General features: G+C 69.9%; 11 protein-coding genes. 2 read left to right on the top strand and 9 right to left on the bottom strand.

Annotation, left to right across the window (positions count from 1 at the left end):
- Positions 1–12: 12 nt before the first annotated feature.
- The 3 genes from FFI97_RS10870 to FFI97_RS10880 are packed head-to-tail and all read right to left on the bottom strand — an operon-like array spanning position 13 to position 3,262.
- Positions 13–453, bottom strand: coding sequence for a MaoC family dehydratase N-terminal domain-containing protein (locus tag FFI97_RS10870; protein ID WP_070059441.1), 441 nt, complete (start codon positions 451–453; stop codon positions 13–15).
- A gap of 14 nt (positions 454–467) precedes the next feature.
- Positions 468–1,652 carry a lipid-transfer protein gene (locus tag FFI97_RS10875; RefSeq protein WP_095947377.1) on the bottom strand — a complete coding sequence of 395 codons (1,185 nt, stop codon included), beginning with the start codon at positions 1,650–1,652 and terminating at the stop codon, positions 468–470.
- Positions 1,653–1,702: 50 nt separating this feature from the next.
- Positions 1,703–3,262 carry a long-chain-fatty-acid--CoA ligase gene (locus FFI97_RS10880; protein WP_139703806.1) on the bottom strand — a complete coding sequence of 520 codons (1,560 nt, stop codon included), beginning with the start codon at positions 3,260–3,262 and terminating at the stop codon, positions 1,703–1,705.
- Positions 3,263–3,401: 139 nt separating this feature from the next.
- Here FFI97_RS10880 and FFI97_RS10885 point away from each other — a divergent pair, with 139 nt between their 5' ends.
- Positions 3,402–4,436, top strand: a complete 1,035-nt coding sequence (locus FFI97_RS10885) for an AraC family transcriptional regulator (RefSeq protein ID WP_139703804.1) — start codon at positions 3,402–3,404, stop codon at positions 4,434–4,436.
- A gap of 10 nt (positions 4,437–4,446) precedes the next feature.
- Here FFI97_RS10885 and FFI97_RS33600 read toward each other — a convergent pair whose 3' ends face one another.
- Entirely contained in the window at positions 4,447–11,001 is a 6,555-nt protein-coding gene (locus tag FFI97_RS33600) for an autotransporter-associated beta strand repeat-containing protein (RefSeq protein WP_185993595.1), read from the bottom strand.
- Positions 11,002–11,187: 186 nt separating this feature from the next.
- On the opposite strand from FFI97_RS33600, the gene FFI97_RS10915 reads away from it, so the two are divergent.
- A complete protein-coding gene (locus tag FFI97_RS10915; RefSeq protein WP_139703802.1) occupies positions 11,188–11,778 on the top strand; it encodes a GbsR/MarR family transcriptional regulator in 591 nt (196 codons plus the stop codon).
- 42 nt (positions 11,779–11,820) lie between these two features.
- On the opposite strand, the gene cydX is transcribed toward FFI97_RS10915, so the two are convergent.
- The 5 genes from cydX to cydD form a co-directional block, all read right to left on the bottom strand.
- Entirely contained in the window at positions 11,821–11,970 is a 150-nt protein-coding gene (gene cydX / locus FFI97_RS10920) for a cytochrome bd-I oxidase subunit CydX (RefSeq protein WP_062475789.1), read from the bottom strand.
- An 18-nt stretch (positions 11,971–11,988) separates the two neighbouring features.
- On the bottom strand, positions 11,989–13,143 hold the full coding sequence (gene cydB / locus FFI97_RS10925) for a cytochrome d ubiquinol oxidase subunit II (RefSeq protein WP_062475791.1): 1,155 nt from the start codon (positions 13,141–13,143) through the stop codon (positions 11,989–11,991).
- Positions 13,140–14,759, bottom strand: a complete 1,620-nt coding sequence (locus FFI97_RS10930; protein WP_139703800.1) for a cytochrome ubiquinol oxidase subunit I — start codon at positions 14,757–14,759, stop codon at positions 13,140–13,142. Before FFI97_RS10930 ends, cydB begins: the two co-directional genes overlap by 4 nt.
- A 63-nt stretch (positions 14,760–14,822) precedes the next feature.
- On the bottom strand, positions 14,823–16,535 hold the full coding sequence (gene cydC, locus FFI97_RS10935; RefSeq protein WP_144004427.1) for a thiol reductant ABC exporter subunit CydC: 1,713 nt from the start codon (positions 16,533–16,535) through the stop codon (positions 14,823–14,825).
- Entirely contained in the window at positions 16,532–18,229 is a 1,698-nt protein-coding gene (gene cydD / locus FFI97_RS10940) for a thiol reductant ABC exporter subunit CydD (RefSeq protein ID WP_144004428.1), read from the bottom strand. Before cydD ends, cydC begins: the two co-directional genes overlap by 4 nt.
- Between the last annotated feature and the right edge of the window lie 102 nt (positions 18,230–18,331).

Below are 18,331 nucleotides of genomic sequence, written 5' to 3' on the forward strand. Positions count from 1 at the left end.
CTCGTTCTTTCTTCAGTGGCGGCAGACGATCACCGTGCGCAGCTCGGCCACGAGTTCGTCGCGCTGGTTGGTGGCGCGCGAGGTCTTCACGACGAATTCGAGCGCGCCGTTCTTCTTGTCGTAGATGTCGCTGATGGTGGAACGCACCGTCACCGTGTCGCCCACGCAGGCGGGGCGGTGGTAGCTGAAGCTCTGCTCGCCGTGCAGCAGCTTCGACAACGGAATCTGCAGGTCGGTGAGCAACTGGTCCGACGCGCCCGAGTCCAGCTCGGCGGCGAACAGGAAGGTGGGCGGCGCCGGCAGATCGGGGTAACCGGCATCGCGCGCCGCCGCGGCGTCGGTGTAGACCGGGTCGGTCTCGCCGATGGCCTTGGCGAAGAACTGCAGCCGGCTGCGCTCGATGGGCAGCACCGACGCGGGCAGTTCATGGCCGATCCATTTCTTGTCGATCATGGGTGGCCCTGCCCTCAGACGCGTTCGTACAGCGTGACCACGCAGGCGCCGCCCAACCCGAGGTTGTGCTGCAGCGCCATCCGCGCGCCTTCGACCTGGCGCTTCTCGGCCGTGCCGCGCAGCTGCTGAACCAGCTCCGTGCATTGCGCGAGCCCCGTCGCGCCGAGCGGGTGGCCCTTCGACAGCAGGCCGCCCGAGGGGTTGGTGACGACCTTGCCACCGTAGGTGTTGTCGCCATCGACCACGAACTTCTCCGCGCCGCCGACCGGGCACAGGCCCAGCGCTTCGTAGCTGATGAGCTCGTTGTGCGCAAAGCAGTCGTGCAGCTCGACCACGTCGATGTCCTGCGGGCCGACACCGGCCGCGTCGTAGACCTTCTGCGCGGCCTCCTGCGCCATGCTGAAGCCGACCACCTCGCGCATGTCGCGTGCCTCGAAGGTGATGGCGCGGTCGGTGGTCATGGCCTGGGCCTTGATGCGCACGCTGCGGTCCAGCCCGTGGCGCTCGGCGAAGCGTGGCGAGCAGACGATGGCGGCCGCCGCGCCGCAGGTCGGCGGGCAGGCCATGAGCCGCGTCATCACGCCGGGCCACATGACGGGCGCGGCCATCACCTCGTCTTCGGTGACGACGGTGCGAAACAGCGCCACCGGGTTGTTCGAGGCATGGCGGCTGGCCTTGGCGCGGATCTTCGCGAAGGTCGACATCTGCGTGCCGTACTGCTGCATGTGCGCCAGGCCCGCGCCGCCGAAGTAGCGCAGCGCCAGCGGCACCTGCTCGTTGCCGACCAGCTCGTCGGTGATCGACTCGAAGTGGTCGAACGGGCTCGGACGGTCGTTGAACACCGCGCCCAACGCGCCGGGGCTCATGTGCTCGAAGCCCAGTGCCAGCACGCAGTCGGCCGCGCCGCTGGCCACGGCCTGGCGCGCCAGGAACAGCGCGGTCGAGCCGGTGGAGCAGTTGTTGTTGACGTTGACGACCGGGATGCCGGTCATGCCGACTTCGTACAGCGCGCGCTGGCCGGCGGTCGAATCGCCGTACACGTAGCCGACGTAGGCCTGCTGCACCAGCTCGTAGCCGATGCCGGCGTCCTTCAATGCGGCGTTGGTCGCATGCGCGGCCATCTGCGGATAGGGCTGGTTCGCGCCCGGCTTGGTGAAGGGGATCATGCCGACACCGACGACGTAGACATCCTGGCTCATGAGGGGCTCCTGAAATGAATGAGTGAGTGAAAGAAAAAGAGGAACAGGGCTCAGGCTACGCTTCGTTGGCGCCCTTGCCAAAACGGTTCGCGCAGCCGGGTCTTGAGCACCTTGCCCGCACCCGACAGCGGCAGCGCCTCGACCACCGCCACACTGCGCGGGCACTTGTAGTTCGCGATCAGTGCCTTGCAATGCGCGATGAGTGCGTCGGCCGCCAACTGCTGGCCCGGCTTGAGCACGAGCACCGCATGCACGGCCTCGCCCCACTCCTCGCTGGGGATGCCGATGACCGCGCAGGCCGCCACGGCCGGGTGCTGGTTGATGGCGTTCTCGACCTCGGCCGAATAGATGTTCTCGCCGCCGCTGATGATCATGTCCTTCAGGCGGTCGACCACGAAGATGTAGCCGTCGTCGTCCATGTAGGCGCCGTCGCCCGTGTGCATCCAGCCGCCGCGCACGGCCGCGGCGGTCTGCGCGGGCTGGTTCCAGTAGCCCTGCATCACGTTGGGGCCGCGCACCGCGACCTCGCCCACGGTGCCGCGCGGCACCTCGATGCCCTCGCTGTCGACGATGCGTACCTCGGTGCAGTAGCTGGCACGGCCGGCCGAGCGCAGCTTGCCCCGCCGCTGGCCTTCGGCCGTGTGGTTGCGCGCGGGGTTGACGGTGGCCAGCGGCGACAGCTCGGTCATGCCGTAGGCCTGCACGAAGTCCACGCCCGGGAAAGCCGCCATCGCGCGGGTCAGCACCGCCTCCGAGATCGGCGAGGCGCCGTAGGTGATGCACTTCAGGCTGCTGAGGTCGCGCGGCTCGCGCATCGCGGGATGGTCGACCAGCATCTGGATCATGGTGGGCACCAGCAGCGCGTGCGTAACCCGGTCTTGCGCGATGGCGTTCAGCACCGCTTCAGGGCTGAAGGCCGGGATGATCGCGTGCGTGTTGCCCTCCAGCCAGTGCGGCGCGGCCAGGCCCATGTCGGCCAGGTGGAACATCGGCGCGGCATGCAGGTAGCAGCCGTCGGGCGAGGCCAGGCCTTCGGCATGCAGAGCCAGCCCCGAGCTGCCCATGTTGGTGTGGCTCAGCATCACGCCCTTGGGAAAACCCGTGGTGCCGCCGGTGTAGAAGATGCCGGCCAGGTCGTCGTCGCAGCGGCCCGCGTCGGGCACGGGCGAAGCGGCCTCCAGCAGCGCCTCGTAGCCGAGCATGCCGGGCGGCGTCGGGCCGTCGCCGCAATAGATCACCTCGCGCAGGCTGGTCGCCTGCCCGCGCATCTGCTCGACCACCGGGCGGAAGGTGTCGTCCACCAGCAGCAGCGTGGAGCCCGAGTCGTCCAGCGAGTACAGGATTTCGGCCGCCGACCAGCGGATGTTGCAGGGGTTGAGCACGCCGCCGCCCCAGGGCACGGCCATCTGGTATTCGAGGTAGCGCGCCGAGTTGAGCGCCAGCATGGCGACGCGGTCGCCCGGCTGCATGCCGAGCCCCTGCAGGGCGCCCGCCAGGCGCGCGACCCGCTCGGCGTAGGCGCGAAAGCTCAGGGTGCGGCCGGCGGCGCGCACGGCGATCCGGTCGGGGTGCTGCTGCACGCTGCGGTGCAGCGACTGGGTCAGGTACATGGCGGTTGTCTCCGTTCGGTTCTTGTGTAGGCGCATGGTAGAAACCGCGCCGTGCCACGGCGATTGCGCTTCGCATCGCCCGCATGGCAGAAAACCTCAATCGACATCCGCGCCGCCACCGGGTCTGATCCGCTCACGCATGCTGCAACCGCCCGTCACCATCCCGATCGTGTTCGTCCAGGGCATGCTCTCGGGCGTGCGCGCGCGCGGCGACGACGCGCCGATCTGCATCGACACCGCGCTGCAGGACGCCGGCATCGCCCCCGCCCTGCTCGACGCGCCGGGCGCGCGCGTCACGGCCGAGCAGTACGTGGCGCTGTTCGCGCTGCTGATGGAGCGGCTGGACGACGAGGCCCTGTGCTTCCTGTCGCGCCGCCTGCGCTGCGGCAGCTTCGCGCTCATGACCCGCGCCACGATGGGCGCGCCCACCCTCGAAGTGGCGCTGCGGCGCGTGGCCCGCACCTTCAGCCTGCTGCAGGACGACCTCGAGATGGTGCTGCTGCACGAAGGGCCGCTTGCGGGCTTCGGCCTGCGGGTGCAGGGCATGCCGAGCGCGCCGCTGAACTTCCTGCATGAGCTGATGCTGCGCGTGTACTGGCGGCTCTTTGCCTGGCTGCACGGCGGGCGGCTGACGGCGCGCCGCTTCGACTTCGGCTTCGAGCAGCCGCCCTACGCGGCGCGCTACAACAAGGTGTTTCCCGCGCCGCTGCAGTTCGGCCAGCCGCTGTCGGCCGTGTGGTTCGACGCCAGCGCGCTGGCCACGCCGATCCGCCGCGATGCGCGGGCCATGCGCGACTTCCTGGCCGCCGCGCCGGCCCACGTGATCCTGCCGCCGCTGGGCGAACTGGCCGTGAGCGCGCGCGTGCGCACCGTGCTGCAACAGCACCGCCCGGCCTGGGCCGACCTGGCCACGGCCGCGCGCAGCCTGCACATGTCGGTGAGCACGCTGCAGCGCCACCTGGCGACCGAGGGCACCTCGTTCCAGTCGCTCAAGGACCAGCTGCGGCGCGATGTGGCCATCGTGCGCCTGAACACCAGCACCGTGCCGCTGGCGGCACTGGCCGAGGAGTTGGGCTTCTCGGACAGCGCGGCATTCCAGCGCGCCTTCAAGACCTGGACCGGTGGGGCGCCGGGGTCGTACCGGCGGCGTCCTGGACCCGACCCCGAGGCCTGAAGCTACCCGCCTACCACTTGACCCGCACGCCGAGCGAGCCGTTGACCGAACTCTTCACCTTGGCATCGCCACCCGAAGACCACAGCTTGCCGATTTCGCCGTACAGGCTGGTCGCCTGGCTCAGCGCCAGCGTGAAGCCGCCCGCCAGTTCGGTGCTGGTGCCACCGGTGGGCGCGGCGATGTCGGTCGTGGTCGCGCCGTTCACGAAGCGTGCGATGTCGGTGCCGCTCGAGGTCTTGTAGATGTTGACGCGGCCGTAGGGCTGCAGCACGCCCAGGCCGGTGTCGAGCTGGCCCTTGACCCGCACGCCCGCACGGGCGATCCAGCCGCTGTCGGCTTGGGGCTGCGCGATGGCACCGGCGATGGCCGCATTGCCCAAGTCCATGTGGTGATGAATCAGCTGCAGCTGAGGTTCGACGCGCCAACCGCTGCCGCCCATCGCAAAGGACTGACCCACTTCGATCGAGCCCAGCAAGCTGTTCCCCTTGCCGCCCACGCCCGCGCCAAGCATCGGCTCGACCGTGTAGCGGTGACGGCCCGACTGCACCACGGCATCGGCATAGAAGCCGCTGTCGGCGGTGTAGGTGCCGTACACGCCGACGTACTGGCTGCGCAGGTCGTTGCGGCCCACCGCGAGGTTGCGGATGCCGCTGGCAAAGCCGCTCACGCGGGCATCGCCGTCGAGCTGGCCGACGTACAGGCCGGCGCGCCAGTTCGGCGTGGCGAGCAGGTCGGTGCCGGCCTGGAAGCCGGTGAGGCGCCCCTTGCTGGTGGGCGAGACGGTGCCGCCCTGCTGGATGTCGATGTCGGTGGAGAGCACGCGGGCCCAGGCGCGGCGGTCGGAGCTGGTCTGAGTGCTTGTGGTTCCCTTCACATCGTCGTCGCCCACGCGCTTGCGCACATCGCCGAGCATCGCGAGGTTGCCCTGGCGCAGCTGGCTCGGCAGTGCCGCGTAGAGCGCAGCCTCCTGTCGGTAAGTGACGACGGGCAGGCCCACCGGTTGACCCGGCGACACCGCGTCGGTGGTGGAGCGCAGGTACCAGCTCTCGCCCGCGCCCTTCGCATCGGCGGCATGCAGGCGGTACTCGTAGGCGCCTGCGTCGACGTGGCCGCCGGCCAGCGAGAAGGCGTCCTTCGTGGTCTGCGCGGTGGTGGTCGCGCCGTTCTGAGCGGTGACGACCTCGATGCCGTTGCCGCTCGTGAGTGCGCCCAGGCCGCCAAGGTTGCTGATCTGCACCTGGGTCTTGCCGCTGGCAATCGCGGTGGGGCCGTCGAGCACGAGGCGGTCCGAGGGGCCGGTGCCGTTGAGTGTCGTGCTCAGCTTGAGCACGCCGTTGTGGCCAACGTAGGCGCCCTTGACGGTCAGCGTCGTACCTGCGGTCACACCGGCCAGGGACACGGTGCCGCTGTTCGTCAGCGACGCGACGGTCTGATTGAAGCCCGCGAGATCGAGCGTGGCGCCTGCGGCCACGCTGTGGGCCGAAGCGGCGCTCAGCGTGTTCACCGCGCCGGCCTTCAACGTGCCCTGCGCCACGTTCGTCGCACCGGTGTAGGTGTTGGCGCCCGACAGCGTCAGCGTGCCCGTGCCCTGTTTGGTGATGAAGCCGCCGCCGCTGATCGCACCGCTCAGCGTGCCGCTGAACGCACCGGTGTCGATGACGGGGTCGTTGTTGCCCGTCAGCTTGATGGTGTTGGCAATCGTCAGGCCGTTCGCGCTGAAGCCCAGCGTGGTGTCGTCGTCCATCGACAGCGCGCCGGTGCCCAATGCCTGGCTGTGGCCCACGTTCAGGCGGCCCTGGCGCAGGGCGGTGCCGCCGGTGTGGGTGTTCTCGCCCGACAACGTGAGCGCGCCCGTGCCGACCTTGACGAGCGAGCCGCCGACGCCGGAGATCACGCCCGAGATTTCGGTGTCGGTGTTCAGAGCGCCCGTTGTCAACGCCTTGGCGCCAAGCAGCACGCGGCCCGCCCCGTCCAATGCGCCGATGCTCGTACCAGCACCAGAGAGTCGGGCGATGCGAACCGTGCCGCCCGCCTTGTTCACCACGCGCGCCTGAGCGGCCGTCGCGTCATGCTGCATGTCCAACGTGCCGCGGTCCTCGTTGACGATCGTCGCCTGCCCGGCCGAGCCCTTGTCCCAGAGGTTGGTCCAGCCGCCGGCGAAGTTGGTGATGTGGGCCTTGCCTGCGGTGGCATCGGACGAGACGGTGACTTCGCCACCGCGGTTCTCGATGGTGGCGTTGGCGGCGGTCGCGTTGCCGCGGAATTCGATCGAGCCGGTGGCGCCCGCAACGAGCATCGCGCTGCCGGCCGAGGCGTTGTCCTGGAACTGGACGAAGCCGCCACTGGCCTGCGGAACATTGCCCGCCGTGATCTGCAGGCTTTCCGCCTGCGCACTGCCGCTGAAGATCAAACCAGCACCGCCGCTCACCGACACCGGGCCGGTTCCGACCGCGCCGGTGGCGCCCACGTTCAAACTGCCGCCATCGACCTGCGTGCCACCCTTGTAGCTGTTGGCCGCCGTGAGCAGCAGCTCGCCGCTGCCGATCTTGCGCAGGCTGCCCGTGCCGCTCATCGTGCCCGCGAAGCTGCCGCTGGCCACCTGGTCGAAGGCCACCCGGGCGTCATTGACGATGGGGCCGCGCAGGCTGGTGGTGTCGCCCTGCAGCGTGCCGGCGCGCACGAGCGTTCCGCCGGCGTAGGTGTTGGCGCCCTGGAGGACCAGCGTGCCCAGGTCGTCCTTCGTGAGGCCGCCCGCGCCGCTCAGCACCGACGCGATGGTGGCCTGCATCTGCGCCCCCGAGGCCGTGCCGTCGCCGACCTTGATGACGGTGTTGGCGTTGCCCAGCGTCAGCGCGTCGCCGGTGACGACATAGCCGCTGGTGGAGAACTGCGCGCCATCGATGCTGATCGCGCCGCCCGTGTTGTCCACCCGGACCGTGCCGGCCGCGCCGCCGAACAGCGCGAACTGGTTCTGCTGCCAGCCGGTGTTGGTCTTGCCGTTGGCGCCGGTCCAGCTGTCGGACGGGTCGTTGAGGGTGGAATTGCCGAGGCGCCAGGTGCCGGAGCCGCCGCCGATCTTGCCGTCGTTGTACTGGGTCGCGTCACCGCCCGACCCGTCCCAGAAGCCGAGCGACACGCCCTTGCTGTTGATCAGGTTGATCTCGCCGAGCACCGACGACTGCACGTGCAGGTCGCCGGCCGCCGTGCCTGCGGGCGTGCTGCCGATGTTCAGGCCGTTGTCGATCAGCGAGCCGGAGTAGCTGATCAGGCGGTACAGGCCGGGCCCGAAGGTGCCGCCGGCCGATTGCGCCACGTTGAGCGTGCCGTCGAGCACGAGGCCGCCGTTGACCTTGACCAGGTCATTGAGTGGGCCACCCGCCACGCCCGCCTGGCCCAGTTCGTAGCTCAGGAGGGCGCCGGGGTCGAAGCGCAGCATGCCGGTGGTCAGCGTGCCGAGGTTGCTGCCCGGTGCGAGCGTCGCGCCGTTGGCGATGGTGACCTGGCCCGCGATGCTGCCGCCGCCGCTGAGCGTGGCGCCGCTCTTGACCTGCACGGTGCTCGTGCCCGTGGCGCTGCCGGTGGTGTTGTTCACGCGCAGCGTGCCGGCGTTGACCTCGGTCGCGCCGGTGTAGATGCTGGCGCCCGTCAGTTCCAGCACGCCCGCGCCGTTCTTGGACAGGGTGCCGGTGCCGCTGATGACGCCTGCATAGCTCAGGCTGTCTGCACGGTCGAAGACCAGGTCGCCGTCGTTGACGATGTTCCCCGCGATGCCGCCGGTGGTGCCACCCGCGCCGATCTGCAGGATGTTGCCGACCACGACGGTGGTGGTGCCCGTGAAGGTGTTGTCGCCGGTCAGGGTCAGCTTGCGTGCTCCCTTCTGCAGGAGGCTGCCGGTGCCGCTGATGTTGCCGGCGAAGGTGGTGTCGGCACTGCGGTTGAACACCAGCGCGGCGTTGTTGGCGATGTTGCCGACGATGCTGCCGCTGTCGCGGATCTCCAGGGTGCCGCTGTCGATGGTCGTGCCGCCGGTGTGCGAGGCATTGCCGGTGTAGACCAGCGTGCCCGCGCCGGTCTTCGTCACGTTGCCGACGCCGCTGATGTTGCCCGCGAAAGCGATGCCGTTGGCGCGGTTGAAGACCAGCGCCGCGTGGTTGGTGACGTCGCCGGTGATGCTGCCGTTGTTGCCGCCGCTGCCGATCTGCAAGGTGCCCGCGCTGACCGTCGTGCCGCCGGTGTAGGTGTTCGAACCCGAGAGCGTCAAGGTGCCGGAGCCTTCCTTGACCAGCGAGCCCGTACCGTCGATGCTGCCTGCAAAGGTGGTGCTGGCGTTGGCCGACCCGACAGTCAGGGTGGCGCTGCCCAGCTGAACGGTGCCTGCGGTGCCCGACAGGCTCGAGGCACGCAGGTTGAAGCTGCCCAGATCCAGCACGCCGCCAAGCACGGTGTACGCCGTGTTCTGCGACAGGGCCGATGCGGCGCCGGACCGCAGCGTGCCGCCGCGAACGGTGGTGCCGCCCTGGTAGGTGTTGTTGCCCGAGAGCGTGACCGCGCCGGTGCCCCATTTCGTCACGTCGCCCGAGCCGCTGATGGCGCCGGAGAAGGTGCTGCTGTCGGTGCGGTCGAAAGCCAGCGTGCCGTTGTTGACCACGTTGCCCATGAGGCTGCCGCCGTCGCCGATCTGCAGTGTCCCCGCGCTGATGGTCGTGCCGCCGGTGTAGGTGCTGGCGCCCGTCAGGGTCAGCGTGCCCGCCGTCGTCTTCACGAGTTGGCCCGTGCCGGTGATCGCACCGGAGAACGCGCCGGACTCTACCGTCGTGGTCTGGGTCGGGCCGTTACCGGTCCGGGTGTTCAGCGTTCCGGCGCCCTGCAGGTTGCGGAGGGTGACATTAGAGCCGTTCAGGTCGAGCGTGGCGCCGGTGTCCACCGTGGTGGAAGCCACGTTGGACAAGAAGAAACCAAGGAAAATGACGTCTGCCGCCTGCAGCGTGCCGCCGGCCACGACGATCGCGGCATCCGAAGAGAGGCTGCCGCCGGCGCCGCCGCCCACGCGGATGGTGCCGTTTTCAGTGACGCTGCCAAAGACGGCTGTCGCCCCGCCGTCCAGGTGCAGGTCGCCGCCGATGCCGAAGACCTGGCCACTGGCGGCGGCCACTGTACTGCGCTCACCGCCGGCGAAGCTCAGGCGATTGGTCAGGCGCAGGCTCGAGGTGACGGCCAGCTTGCCGCCGTCGAGCGTGACCGTACCGGCGCCGAGCGCACCGGCCGTGCCGATCTGCACCGTGGTACCTGTCTTGATCGTGGTTCCGCCGGCGTACGCGTTGGGACCGCCCAGCGCCAGCGTGCCGCCGCCGTCGACCGTGAGGCTGCCGACGCCGGAGATGAAGCCGTTCATCGCCAACTGCGCGGGCGTCGCGCCGCTGCCGTCGACGGTGATCGCGAGATTGCCCGCGGGCAGGAATGTGCCGGCCAGCCTCCAGTTGCTGCCGCTGGCGGCGTGGATGCGCGAGAAGCCCTGGAACGCGTCGTCCTCGATGTTCGTCCCCTCTAGGCGCAGCGTGTTGCCCGTGCCCTGGGCGACCACGCCGCCGTTGAGCACGGAGCCTGCCTGGAGCGTGAGCGAGTTGTTGCTGCCGCCCAGCTGGAGCGAATTGGCGCGGGTCACCCCGTCGCCTGCGAGTCCACCGGAAATGATGCCGCTGTTGACGATGGTGAGATTGCTGCCGACGATGCCCGCGCCGCCCTGCGCATACGCACCCAGTTGCGTTCCGCCCTGCGCGCCGCCTTCACCGTTGCCGCCGGCACCGCCATAGACCGTCACGTTCGCAATCGGATGGGTCCCTCGGGCGGCCAAGCCCTTGCCGCCGTTGCCGCCCGCGATCGAGCCGGCGTTGGTGATCGTCACGCCGCCCACAGGCACCACCAGCACCCCCGCGCCGCCGCCGCCGCCAGTCCCCTTCAGGGACGAAGTGCCTGTGAACGCATCGCCGCCGTTGCCGCCATCGCCGCCGAGGAGCGCCCCCGTCGTCTTGACTTCGAACGATTGGGTGGCGAGCACACTGCCACCACCGCCGCCGCCGCCTGCACCGCCAGGGTCTATTGAGCCGGCGTAGCCGCCAGTCCCCCCGTTGCCGCCGCTACCGGCCTTGATCAAGGTGGTGACAGGCGCGGCGCCGGTCCGGGCGGAACCGCCGCCGCCGCCGCCACTGCCGTCGAGCCTGTCCGGGTTGTTGCCGCTCGACGCCGCAGCCCCGTTCGTTCCGTTGGCACCGAGGGCGCCCCCGGCGGCACCCGCGGCGGACTGATCGCCCTGCCCCCCATGACCGCCTTCACCGGTCGTGCTGCTGCCCGCCGCGTAGCCTGCGCCATAGCTGCCGTTGACAAGGAAACTCCCTCCGCCCCCATCGCCCCCCGCGAACGACGCCGCGGCCAGCATCAGCAGAGGCGCCGCGCCCGCCGCCCGCGCCACCGCCCGGCGGCTCTTCTTGCCGCGGGCGTGGGTGTTCTCGGAAACAGCCACCCAGGCCCCCAACGACGAGTTCCAGAGGCTGCGATGTGCTTTGTTCATGGGGAGAAAAACCTTGAAATGAGAGGCCGGATGCACCAGAAATGGGCAAACCGTCAGTAAACGTTTATTTTTGTAAATAATTTGTTTCTCACCCATCACCGAAACTAGTTATTCATGCACCCCGCCGCCTTGCTGGGTTTTCGGAAACTTCCGAAGGTCCAGCAATCCGGCGCGACAATCCGCCGCATGGCTTCCGCACCCGACCTCCCTCCCCTCAACCGCCAGTTCGTCGCCCACTTCGGCGAGATGGGCAGCAAGTGGGGCATCAACCGCACCGTCGGCCAGATCTACGCGCTGATCTTCCTGTCGGAGCGCGCGCTCAATGCCGACGAGATCGCCGAGATGCTGGAGTTCTCGCGCTCCAACGTGAGCATGGGTTTGAAGGAGCTGCAGGCCTGGCGCCTCGTGCACCTGCGCCACCACGCGGGCGACCGACGCGAGTATTTCGAGGCGCCGAAAGACGTGTGGGAAATCTTCCGCGTGCTGGCCGAGGAACGCCGGCGCCGCGAGATCGAGCCCACGCTCTCGATGCTGCGCAACGCGCTGCTCGAATCGCCCACCAGCGACGCCGAACGCCACGCGCAGGCCCGCATGCGCGAGATGCACGACCTGATCGACCGGCTGATGAAGTGGTTCGACGACGTGCAGCGCCTGGCGCCCGAGACTGCGATGCAGCTCATGGGCATGGGCGCGACGGTGACGAAGGTGCTGACGCTCAAGGACCGCCTCACGGGCGGTGCGTCGAAGAAGAGCAAAGGCCCCGCGGGCGAAACCTGAGTCGCGCCGCGAGGCAGAGGGAACGGACGGGGCGCTACGCCCTCACAGCCGTTCCTGCCCCTGCGGGGTTTCCGGCGTGCCGAGCTTTTCCTTGCGGATGGCCTCGTCGTCCATCAGCTCGTACCACATGGCGTTGAGCACGGCGAAGGCGGCGGCCAGCGGCAGGCCGAGGATCCAGGCGAAGTACCACATGTCTTTTTCCTTCCCGTTTCAGTAGGCGTGTCCGCTCTCGTCGCGGATGGCTTGTTCGTCGACCTTGCCCCACAGCACGTGGTAGACCCAGGTGGTGTAGGCCACGATGATCGGGATGAAGATCGCGGTGACCACCAGCATGATGAACAGCGTCAGGTGGCTCGAGGACGAATCCCACACCGTGAGGCTGGCGCGCGGGTCGATCGACGAGGGCAGGATGAACGGGAACATCGACGCGCCCACGCTCAGGATGATGCCGGCGATGCCCAGCGCCGCCGTGAGCAGCGCGAATCCCGGCCGGCGCAGCACCAGCCCGAGCAATGCGCCCAGCGTGCCGACGAAGCCCGCCGCCGGCGCGGCGATGGTCCAGGGGTGCGCCGCGTAGTTGCCCATCCAGGCGCCGGCATGCAACTCGACGGTCTTGAGCATCGGGTTCGACGGGCCCACCGCGTCGACCACGCTGCTGATGCGAAAGCCTCCGATGCCCATGGCCAGCCACACGCCGGCCAGCGCGTAGAACACGAGCGTGAGCACCGCCGCGACCATGCCGTAGCTGCGCGCCCGCTCGGCCACCGGCCCGGCGGTCTTGAGCAGCAGCCAGGCCGCGCCGTGCATCACCAGCATGGCCACCGACACCAGTCCGCAGAGGATGGCGAAGGGGTTCAGCAGGCCGAAGAAACTGCCGTCGTAGAAGATGTGCATGTCGGCGCCGAAGCGGAACGGCACGCCCTGCAGCACGTTGCCCACGGCCACGCCGCAGATCAGCGCGGGCACGAAGCCGCTGAAGAACAGCACGCCATCCCAGCGCGCGCGCCACTGCGGCGACTCGCGCTTGCTGCGGAACTTGAAGGCCACCGGCCGCAGGATGAGCGCCGACAGGATCACGAACATCGCCAGGTAGAAGCCCGAGAACGACACGGCGTACAGCTGCGGCCAGGCCGCGAAGACGGCGCCGCCGCCCAGGATGAGCCACACCTGGTTGCCCTCCCACACCGGGCCCACGCTGTTGATGACCACGCGCCGCTCGATGTCGTTGCGCGCGGCAAAGGGCAGCAGCATGCCGGCGCCCAGGTCGAAGCCGTCGGTCACCGCGAAGCCGACCAGCAGCACGCCGATCAGCAGCCACCAGATGAAGCGAAGGGTGTCGTAGTCGAGAAGTGTGTGGAGGATCATGCGGCGCTCCCGGTCGAGGCAGAAGAGGAAGACGTGGCGGCACGCGCCGGTGGAATGTGCGAGCGCGCATCGCCCTCGGTGGGCGTATGCTCGACCTCGGGGCCTTTACGGATGGCCTTGAGCATCAGCTTCATCTCGATGATGAGCAGCGTGGTGTAGATCGCGATGAAGCCAGCGAGCGTGATCAGCAGCGTCGTCACGCCCAGGTTCGACACGGCCACCGCGGTCGGCAGCACGCCCTCGATCACCCAGGGCTGGCGGCCGAACTCCGCCACCAGCCAGCCGGATTCGATGGCGATCCACGGCAGCGGAATCGCCCACACCGCGACCTTCAGCAGCCAGCGGTGGCGGTCGAGCGCGCGGCGCGCCGACAGCACGAAGAAGGTGCCGGTCAGCAGGATCAGCAGCATGCCGATGCCCACCATCACGCGGAACAGCCAGAACAGCGGTGCCACCTGCGGCACGGTGTCCCATGCGGCCTTGGCGATCTGCTCGTCGGTGGCCTGGCGCGGGTCGTCCACGTAGCGCTTGAGCAGCAGCGCGTAGCCCATGTTGATGCCGTTGTCCTCGAAGTCGCCGCGCACGCCCTGCGTCACCTTGTCGGCACCGCCGGCCTCGCGGATCTTCTGCAGCGCGTCGTAGGCCTTCAGGCCCTCGCGGATGCGGGCCTCGGCGCGCTTCACGAGCTCGTCGATGCCGGGCATCACGGTGTTGAGCGAGCGCGTGCCGATGAGGCCCATCACCGCCGGGATGTGGATCGCATAGTGCGTCTCGCGCGCCTTCTGGTCGGGGAAGCCGATCACGGTGAAGGCGGCAGGCGCGGGCTGCGTCTCCCACATGCCTTCGATGGCGGCCAGCTTCATCTTCTGGTGTTCGCCCGAGAGGTAGCCGCTCTCGTCGCCGAGCACCGCCACCGACAGCGCGGCGGCCAGGCCGAACGACGCGGCCACGGTCATCGAACGCTTGGCCAGCTCGATGTGGCGGCCCTTGAGCAGGTACCACGCCGACACGCCGAGCACGAACACCGCGGCGCACACATAGCCGGCCGACACGGTGTGCACGAACTTGGCCTGCGCCACCGGGTTGGTCAGCACGGCGGCGAAGTCGGTCACCTCCATGCGCATGGTCGCGGGGTTGAAGGCCGCGCCCACGGGGTTCTGCATCCAGCCGTTGGCGATGAGGATCCACAGCGCCGAGAAGTTGGAGCCGATGGCCACGGCCCAGGTGGCCGTGAGGTGGCCCACCTTGGAGAGCTTGTCCCAGCCGAAGAAGAACAGGCCCACGAAGGTCGCCTCCATGAAGAAAGCCATGAGCCCTTCGATGGCCAGCGGCGCACCGAAGATGTCGCCGACGTAGTGGCTGTAGTAGCTCCAGTTCATGCCGAACTGGAACTCCATCACGATGCCGGTGGCCACGCCCATCGCGAAGTTGATGCCGAACAGCACGCCCCAGAACTTGGTCATGTCGCGCCAGATGACGCGCCCGGTCATCACGTAGACCGTCTCCATGATGGCCAGGATGATCGACAGTCCGAGCGTGAGCGGCACGAACAGGAAGTGGTACAGCGCCGTCACGGCGAACTGCAGGCGCGAGAGCGCGACGATGTCAAGGTCCATGGGGCTTCCTTTATGTGTTCTGTTCGTTCGTTCGTTCGTTCGTTCGGTCGGTACGGGCTCGGGTCAATCGGGGCGCAGGCCGCGCAGCGCGGCCTCGAAGGCCTCCGTGCCACGGCGCAGGTCGGCGACGATGCGGCCCTGCGCCATGCACACGAGGCGGTCGGCCAGCGCGGCTTCGCGGCGCAGGTGCGTGGCGATCAGCAGCGTGCGCGGGCCGGCCTCTTGCGCCAGGCGCTGCAGCACGTCGTGCGCGGTGGCGGCGTCGAGCGCCTCGGTCGGTTCGTCGAGCAGCCACAGCGGCACGGGCCGCAGCAACAGCCGCGCGAGCGCGAGCCGGCGCGACTGCCCGCCCGAGAGGCCGAGGCCGCCTTCGCCCAGGCGCGTGTCGAGGCCGGAGGCCAGCGCGCGCACGTCGGCATCGAGGCCGGCGGCGTGCAGCACGGACCAGAGGCGCTCGTCGCTCGCTTGCGGATCGGCCAGGCGCAGGTTGTCGCGCAGGCTGTCCTGGAAGAGTTCGGTGCGCTGGGTCAGCAGGCAGGCCGGTTGCGCCTGCACCTGGCCGGCGCGCGGCGTGAGGTCGCCGGCAATCACGGAGAGCAGCGTGGACTTTCCCGCGCCGCTGGCGCCGACCAGCGCGACGCGTTCGCCGGCGTTCAGGTGCAGCGACACGCCGCTGAGCACTTCGACAAGGCTGCCGGGGTGCATGACGGTGAGGTGGTCGACCCGCACCGCCGCCGTCTGCGCGGTGCGAGCGGGGCGCGCGCCCTCTTCCACCGACGGGTCCAGTCGCGGTGCCAGCCGGCGTACGGCCAGCCACGTGCGTCCTGCATCGAGCGCGCCACGCCGCAGCGCCGCGAACGGCTCGGTGGCAGTGAGCGCGATCAGCAACGCGAGCGCCGCGCCGGGGGCGCCGATGACGCCTTCGCTCACCAGCGCGCCGACAGCCAGCAGCACGCCGACCAACGTCAGGGTGCCCGCGCTGCCGTAGGCGAAACCAGCAGCGGCTTCGAGCTTGTTCAGCGCCAGGTCGGCCTGCGCGAGGTGCGCGTCGGCATTCATCAGCGCGGCGTGCTGGGCGTCGAGCCGGCCCGCCATCGCGAGATCCGCCTGGCCCGCGACCAGGTCGACAGCCCGCGCGCGCAGCGCCTCCACGGCATGGGCGCGCTGCCGCGCCGGCTGCCGCGCACGCCGCGCGATGAGGAACGCCAGCCCCCAGCCGATGGCACAGAGCCAGAGCGCGATCGCCACGCCCATCCCCACATGCATGAAGCCGAGCACGATGCCCGCCAGCAGCGCCGCGCCCAACGCCGCGGCGGCGGGCACGAACAGGCGCAGGTAGAGCGACTCGAGTGCGTCGATGTCGGACGTGAGGCGGAACAGCAGCCGCGCCGGCCGCATCAGCAGGTCGCGCGCGGCCTCGGGGCGCGCCCAGCCGCGAAACAGCCGCACGCGCAGTTCGGCAAGCACGGCGAAGGTGGCGTCGTGCGTGACCAGCCGCTCGCCGTAGCGCGACCCCGTGCGCCCGAGTGCCAGCAGCCGGATGCCGGCCGAGGGCATGAAGACATCGAAGGTGAAGGCCGTGGCCGCATGCAGGCCGGCGAGCGCGGTCGCGGTGATGAACCAGCCCGACAGGCCCAGCAGCGCCATGCCCGCGAGCACGGTGACAGCGGCCAGCAGGCAGCCCAGCAGCAAGGCGCGCGGCTGGGTCGCGAGGAAGGGACGCAGCACGAGGCGCAGGTCGCGCCAGCGAGGGGAACGGGCGGCGTGGCGGCTCATGCGGCCTTCTCCACCAGCGGCTCGGGGCCGAGGCTCACGGTACGGTCCATGCGCGCGGCCAGCACCGGGTCGTGGGTCGAGACGATCAGCGTCCGGCCGCAGGCGAGCGCCACCAGTGCGTCGGCCACGCGTGCGGCGGTGGCGGTGTCGAGGTGGGCCGTGGGCTCGTCGGCCAGGATCAGGTCGGCATGCGGGTGCACCGCGACGCGCGCCAGCGCCAGCCGCACGGCCTCGCCGCCCGACAGGCCGCTTCCGCCCTCGCCCAGCGCGGTGCCGGGATGGGCCTGCGCCACGTCCTCGAGCGCCGCGAAACGCATCGCCTCGGCGACCTCGGGCGCGCCGATGTCGGCACGGCCCAGCGCCACGTTGGCTTCGACCGATCCGGCGAAGACGTGGGGCTTCTGCCCCATCCACGCCGTGCGCTGGCGCAATGCGGCGGCCGTGTGTTCGGTCAGCGGCACGCCGCCGATGGCGATCTCGCCGCGCGTGGCGGGCATCAGCCCGGCCAGCAGCGAGAGCAGCGCGGTCTTGCCCGAGCCACTGGGGCCGGCCAGCGCGACATGTTCGCCGGCGCCGATGCGCAGTTCATATCCGTCGAAGAGCGGCGTCGACTCGCCGGGCCAGGAGAAATGCAGCCCGTGGACCGTCACCGCCGGCGCGGCCCCTGCCCCGGCGGCACCGGTCGCCGCGCGCGTGACCGCGACGCCCGCGCCGGGCAACGGCAGCGCGCCGCCTTGCAGGTCATCGAGCGCCTGCAGCGCCACTTCGCCGGCCGCGCGGTCGTGCCAGACCGCCGACAGCTCGCGCAGCGGCTCGAAGAAGGCCGGCGCCAGCAACAGCACTAACAGGCCTTCGCCCAGGCTGAGCTGCTGGCCCCAGGCACCGAAGCCGAGCGAGCCCAGCAGGTGAAAGCCGATGTAGACCGCGACCAGCGCCACGCCCAGCGCGGAGAACAGCTCCAGCACGGCGGACGACAGGAACGCGATGCGCAGCACCGCCATCGTGCGCTGGCGCAGCGACTGGGCGGAGGCGCCGAGCCGGTCGGCCGTGGCATCGACCGCATCGAGCGCGCGCAGCGTGGCCAGGCCGCGCAGGCGGTCGAGCAGGAAGGCGTTCATGCCGCCCATCTCGACCATCTGCGCCTCGCTGGCCGCCTTGGCGCGCCAACCGACGATGGCCATGAAGATCGGGATCAGCGGCGCCGCCACCAGCAGCACCAACGCTGCCGCCCACGAGAACCAGGCCACTGCCGCGAGCAGGAAGAGCGGCACCACCGTCGCGCGCCAGCGTGCGGGCTGGTAGCGCACGAGGTACGGCACCAGCGCCTCGGCCTGTTCGGCGAGCACGCTGGCCGCAAGGCCCGAGGGCGCGCGTTCGCGGTCCAGCGGCGAACCGGCCGCCAATGCGGCTGCGGTCTGCGCGCGCAAGGCCGTCAATTGCGCCCGCGCGCGCCCGAAGGTGCGGCGCACGCCCCAGGCTTCGCAGCCCGCGCGCAGCAGGCCGAGCAAGAGGATGCCCACCGCCGGCCACAGCACGGCCGCCATGCCTTCACCGCTGGCCAGTCCCTGGACCGCCATCGCCAACAGCGCCGCCTGCGGCAGCCACGCGAGCGCCGCGACGCCTTGCACCACGCTGCCGATGTCGGGCGACGTGAAAGCCTTCAACGGCGATCGTGGCGGCGATGGTTCTGTCATTCCTTGAGTTTGTGTATTTTCAGTATTTACTGAAAGATTCACAATCATACACAACAGGGGCAGTTCGCGCAGACTGCCCGCTCTGAAGCCCGAAGGCAACAG

It is taken from the genome of Variovorax sp. KBS0712 (genome assembly GCF_006323185.2).
Classification (GTDB): domain Bacteria; phylum Pseudomonadota; class Gammaproteobacteria; order Burkholderiales; family Burkholderiaceae_C; genus Variovorax; species Variovorax boronicumulans.

Excerpts from the sequence above, each read along its gene's own strand:
- FFI97_RS10875 (WP_095947377.1), bottom strand. The coding sequence starts at position 1,652 with ATGAGCCAGGATGTCTACGTCGTCGGTGTCGGCATGATCCCCTTCACC.
- FFI97_RS10880 (WP_139703806.1), bottom strand. The coding sequence starts at position 3,262 with ATGTACCTGACCCAGTCGCTGCACCGCAGCGTGCAGCAGCACCCCGAC.
- FFI97_RS10915 (WP_139703802.1), top strand. The coding sequence starts at position 11,188 with ATGGCTTCCGCACCCGACCTCCCTCCCCTCAACCGCCAGTTCGTCGCC.
- FFI97_RS10930 (WP_139703800.1), bottom strand. The coding sequence starts at position 14,759 with ATGGACCTTGACATCGTCGCGCTCTCGCGCCTGCAGTTCGCCGTGACG.
- cydB (WP_062475791.1), bottom strand. The coding sequence starts at position 13,143 with ATGATCCTCCACACACTTCTCGACTACGACACCCTTCGCTTCATCTGG.
- FFI97_RS10885 (WP_139703804.1), top strand. The coding sequence starts at position 3,402 with ATGCTGCAACCGCCCGTCACCATCCCGATCGTGTTCGTCCAGGGCATG.
- cydD (WP_144004428.1), bottom strand. The coding sequence starts at position 18,229 with ATGACAGAACCATCGCCGCCACGATCGCCGTTGAAGGCTTTCACGTCG.
- FFI97_RS33600 (WP_185993595.1), bottom strand. The coding sequence starts at position 11,001 with ATGAACAAAGCACATCGCAGCCTCTGGAACTCGTCGTTGGGGGCCTGG.
- cydX (WP_062475789.1), bottom strand. The coding sequence starts at position 11,970 with ATGTGGTACTTCGCCTGGATCCTCGGCCTGCCGCTGGCCGCCGCCTTC.
- FFI97_RS10870 (WP_070059441.1), bottom strand. The coding sequence starts at position 453 with ATGATCGACAAGAAATGGATCGGCCATGAACTGCCCGCGTCGGTGCTG.
- cydC (WP_144004427.1), bottom strand. The coding sequence starts at position 16,535 with ATGAGCCGCCACGCCGCCCGTTCCCCTCGCTGGCGCGACCTGCGCCTC.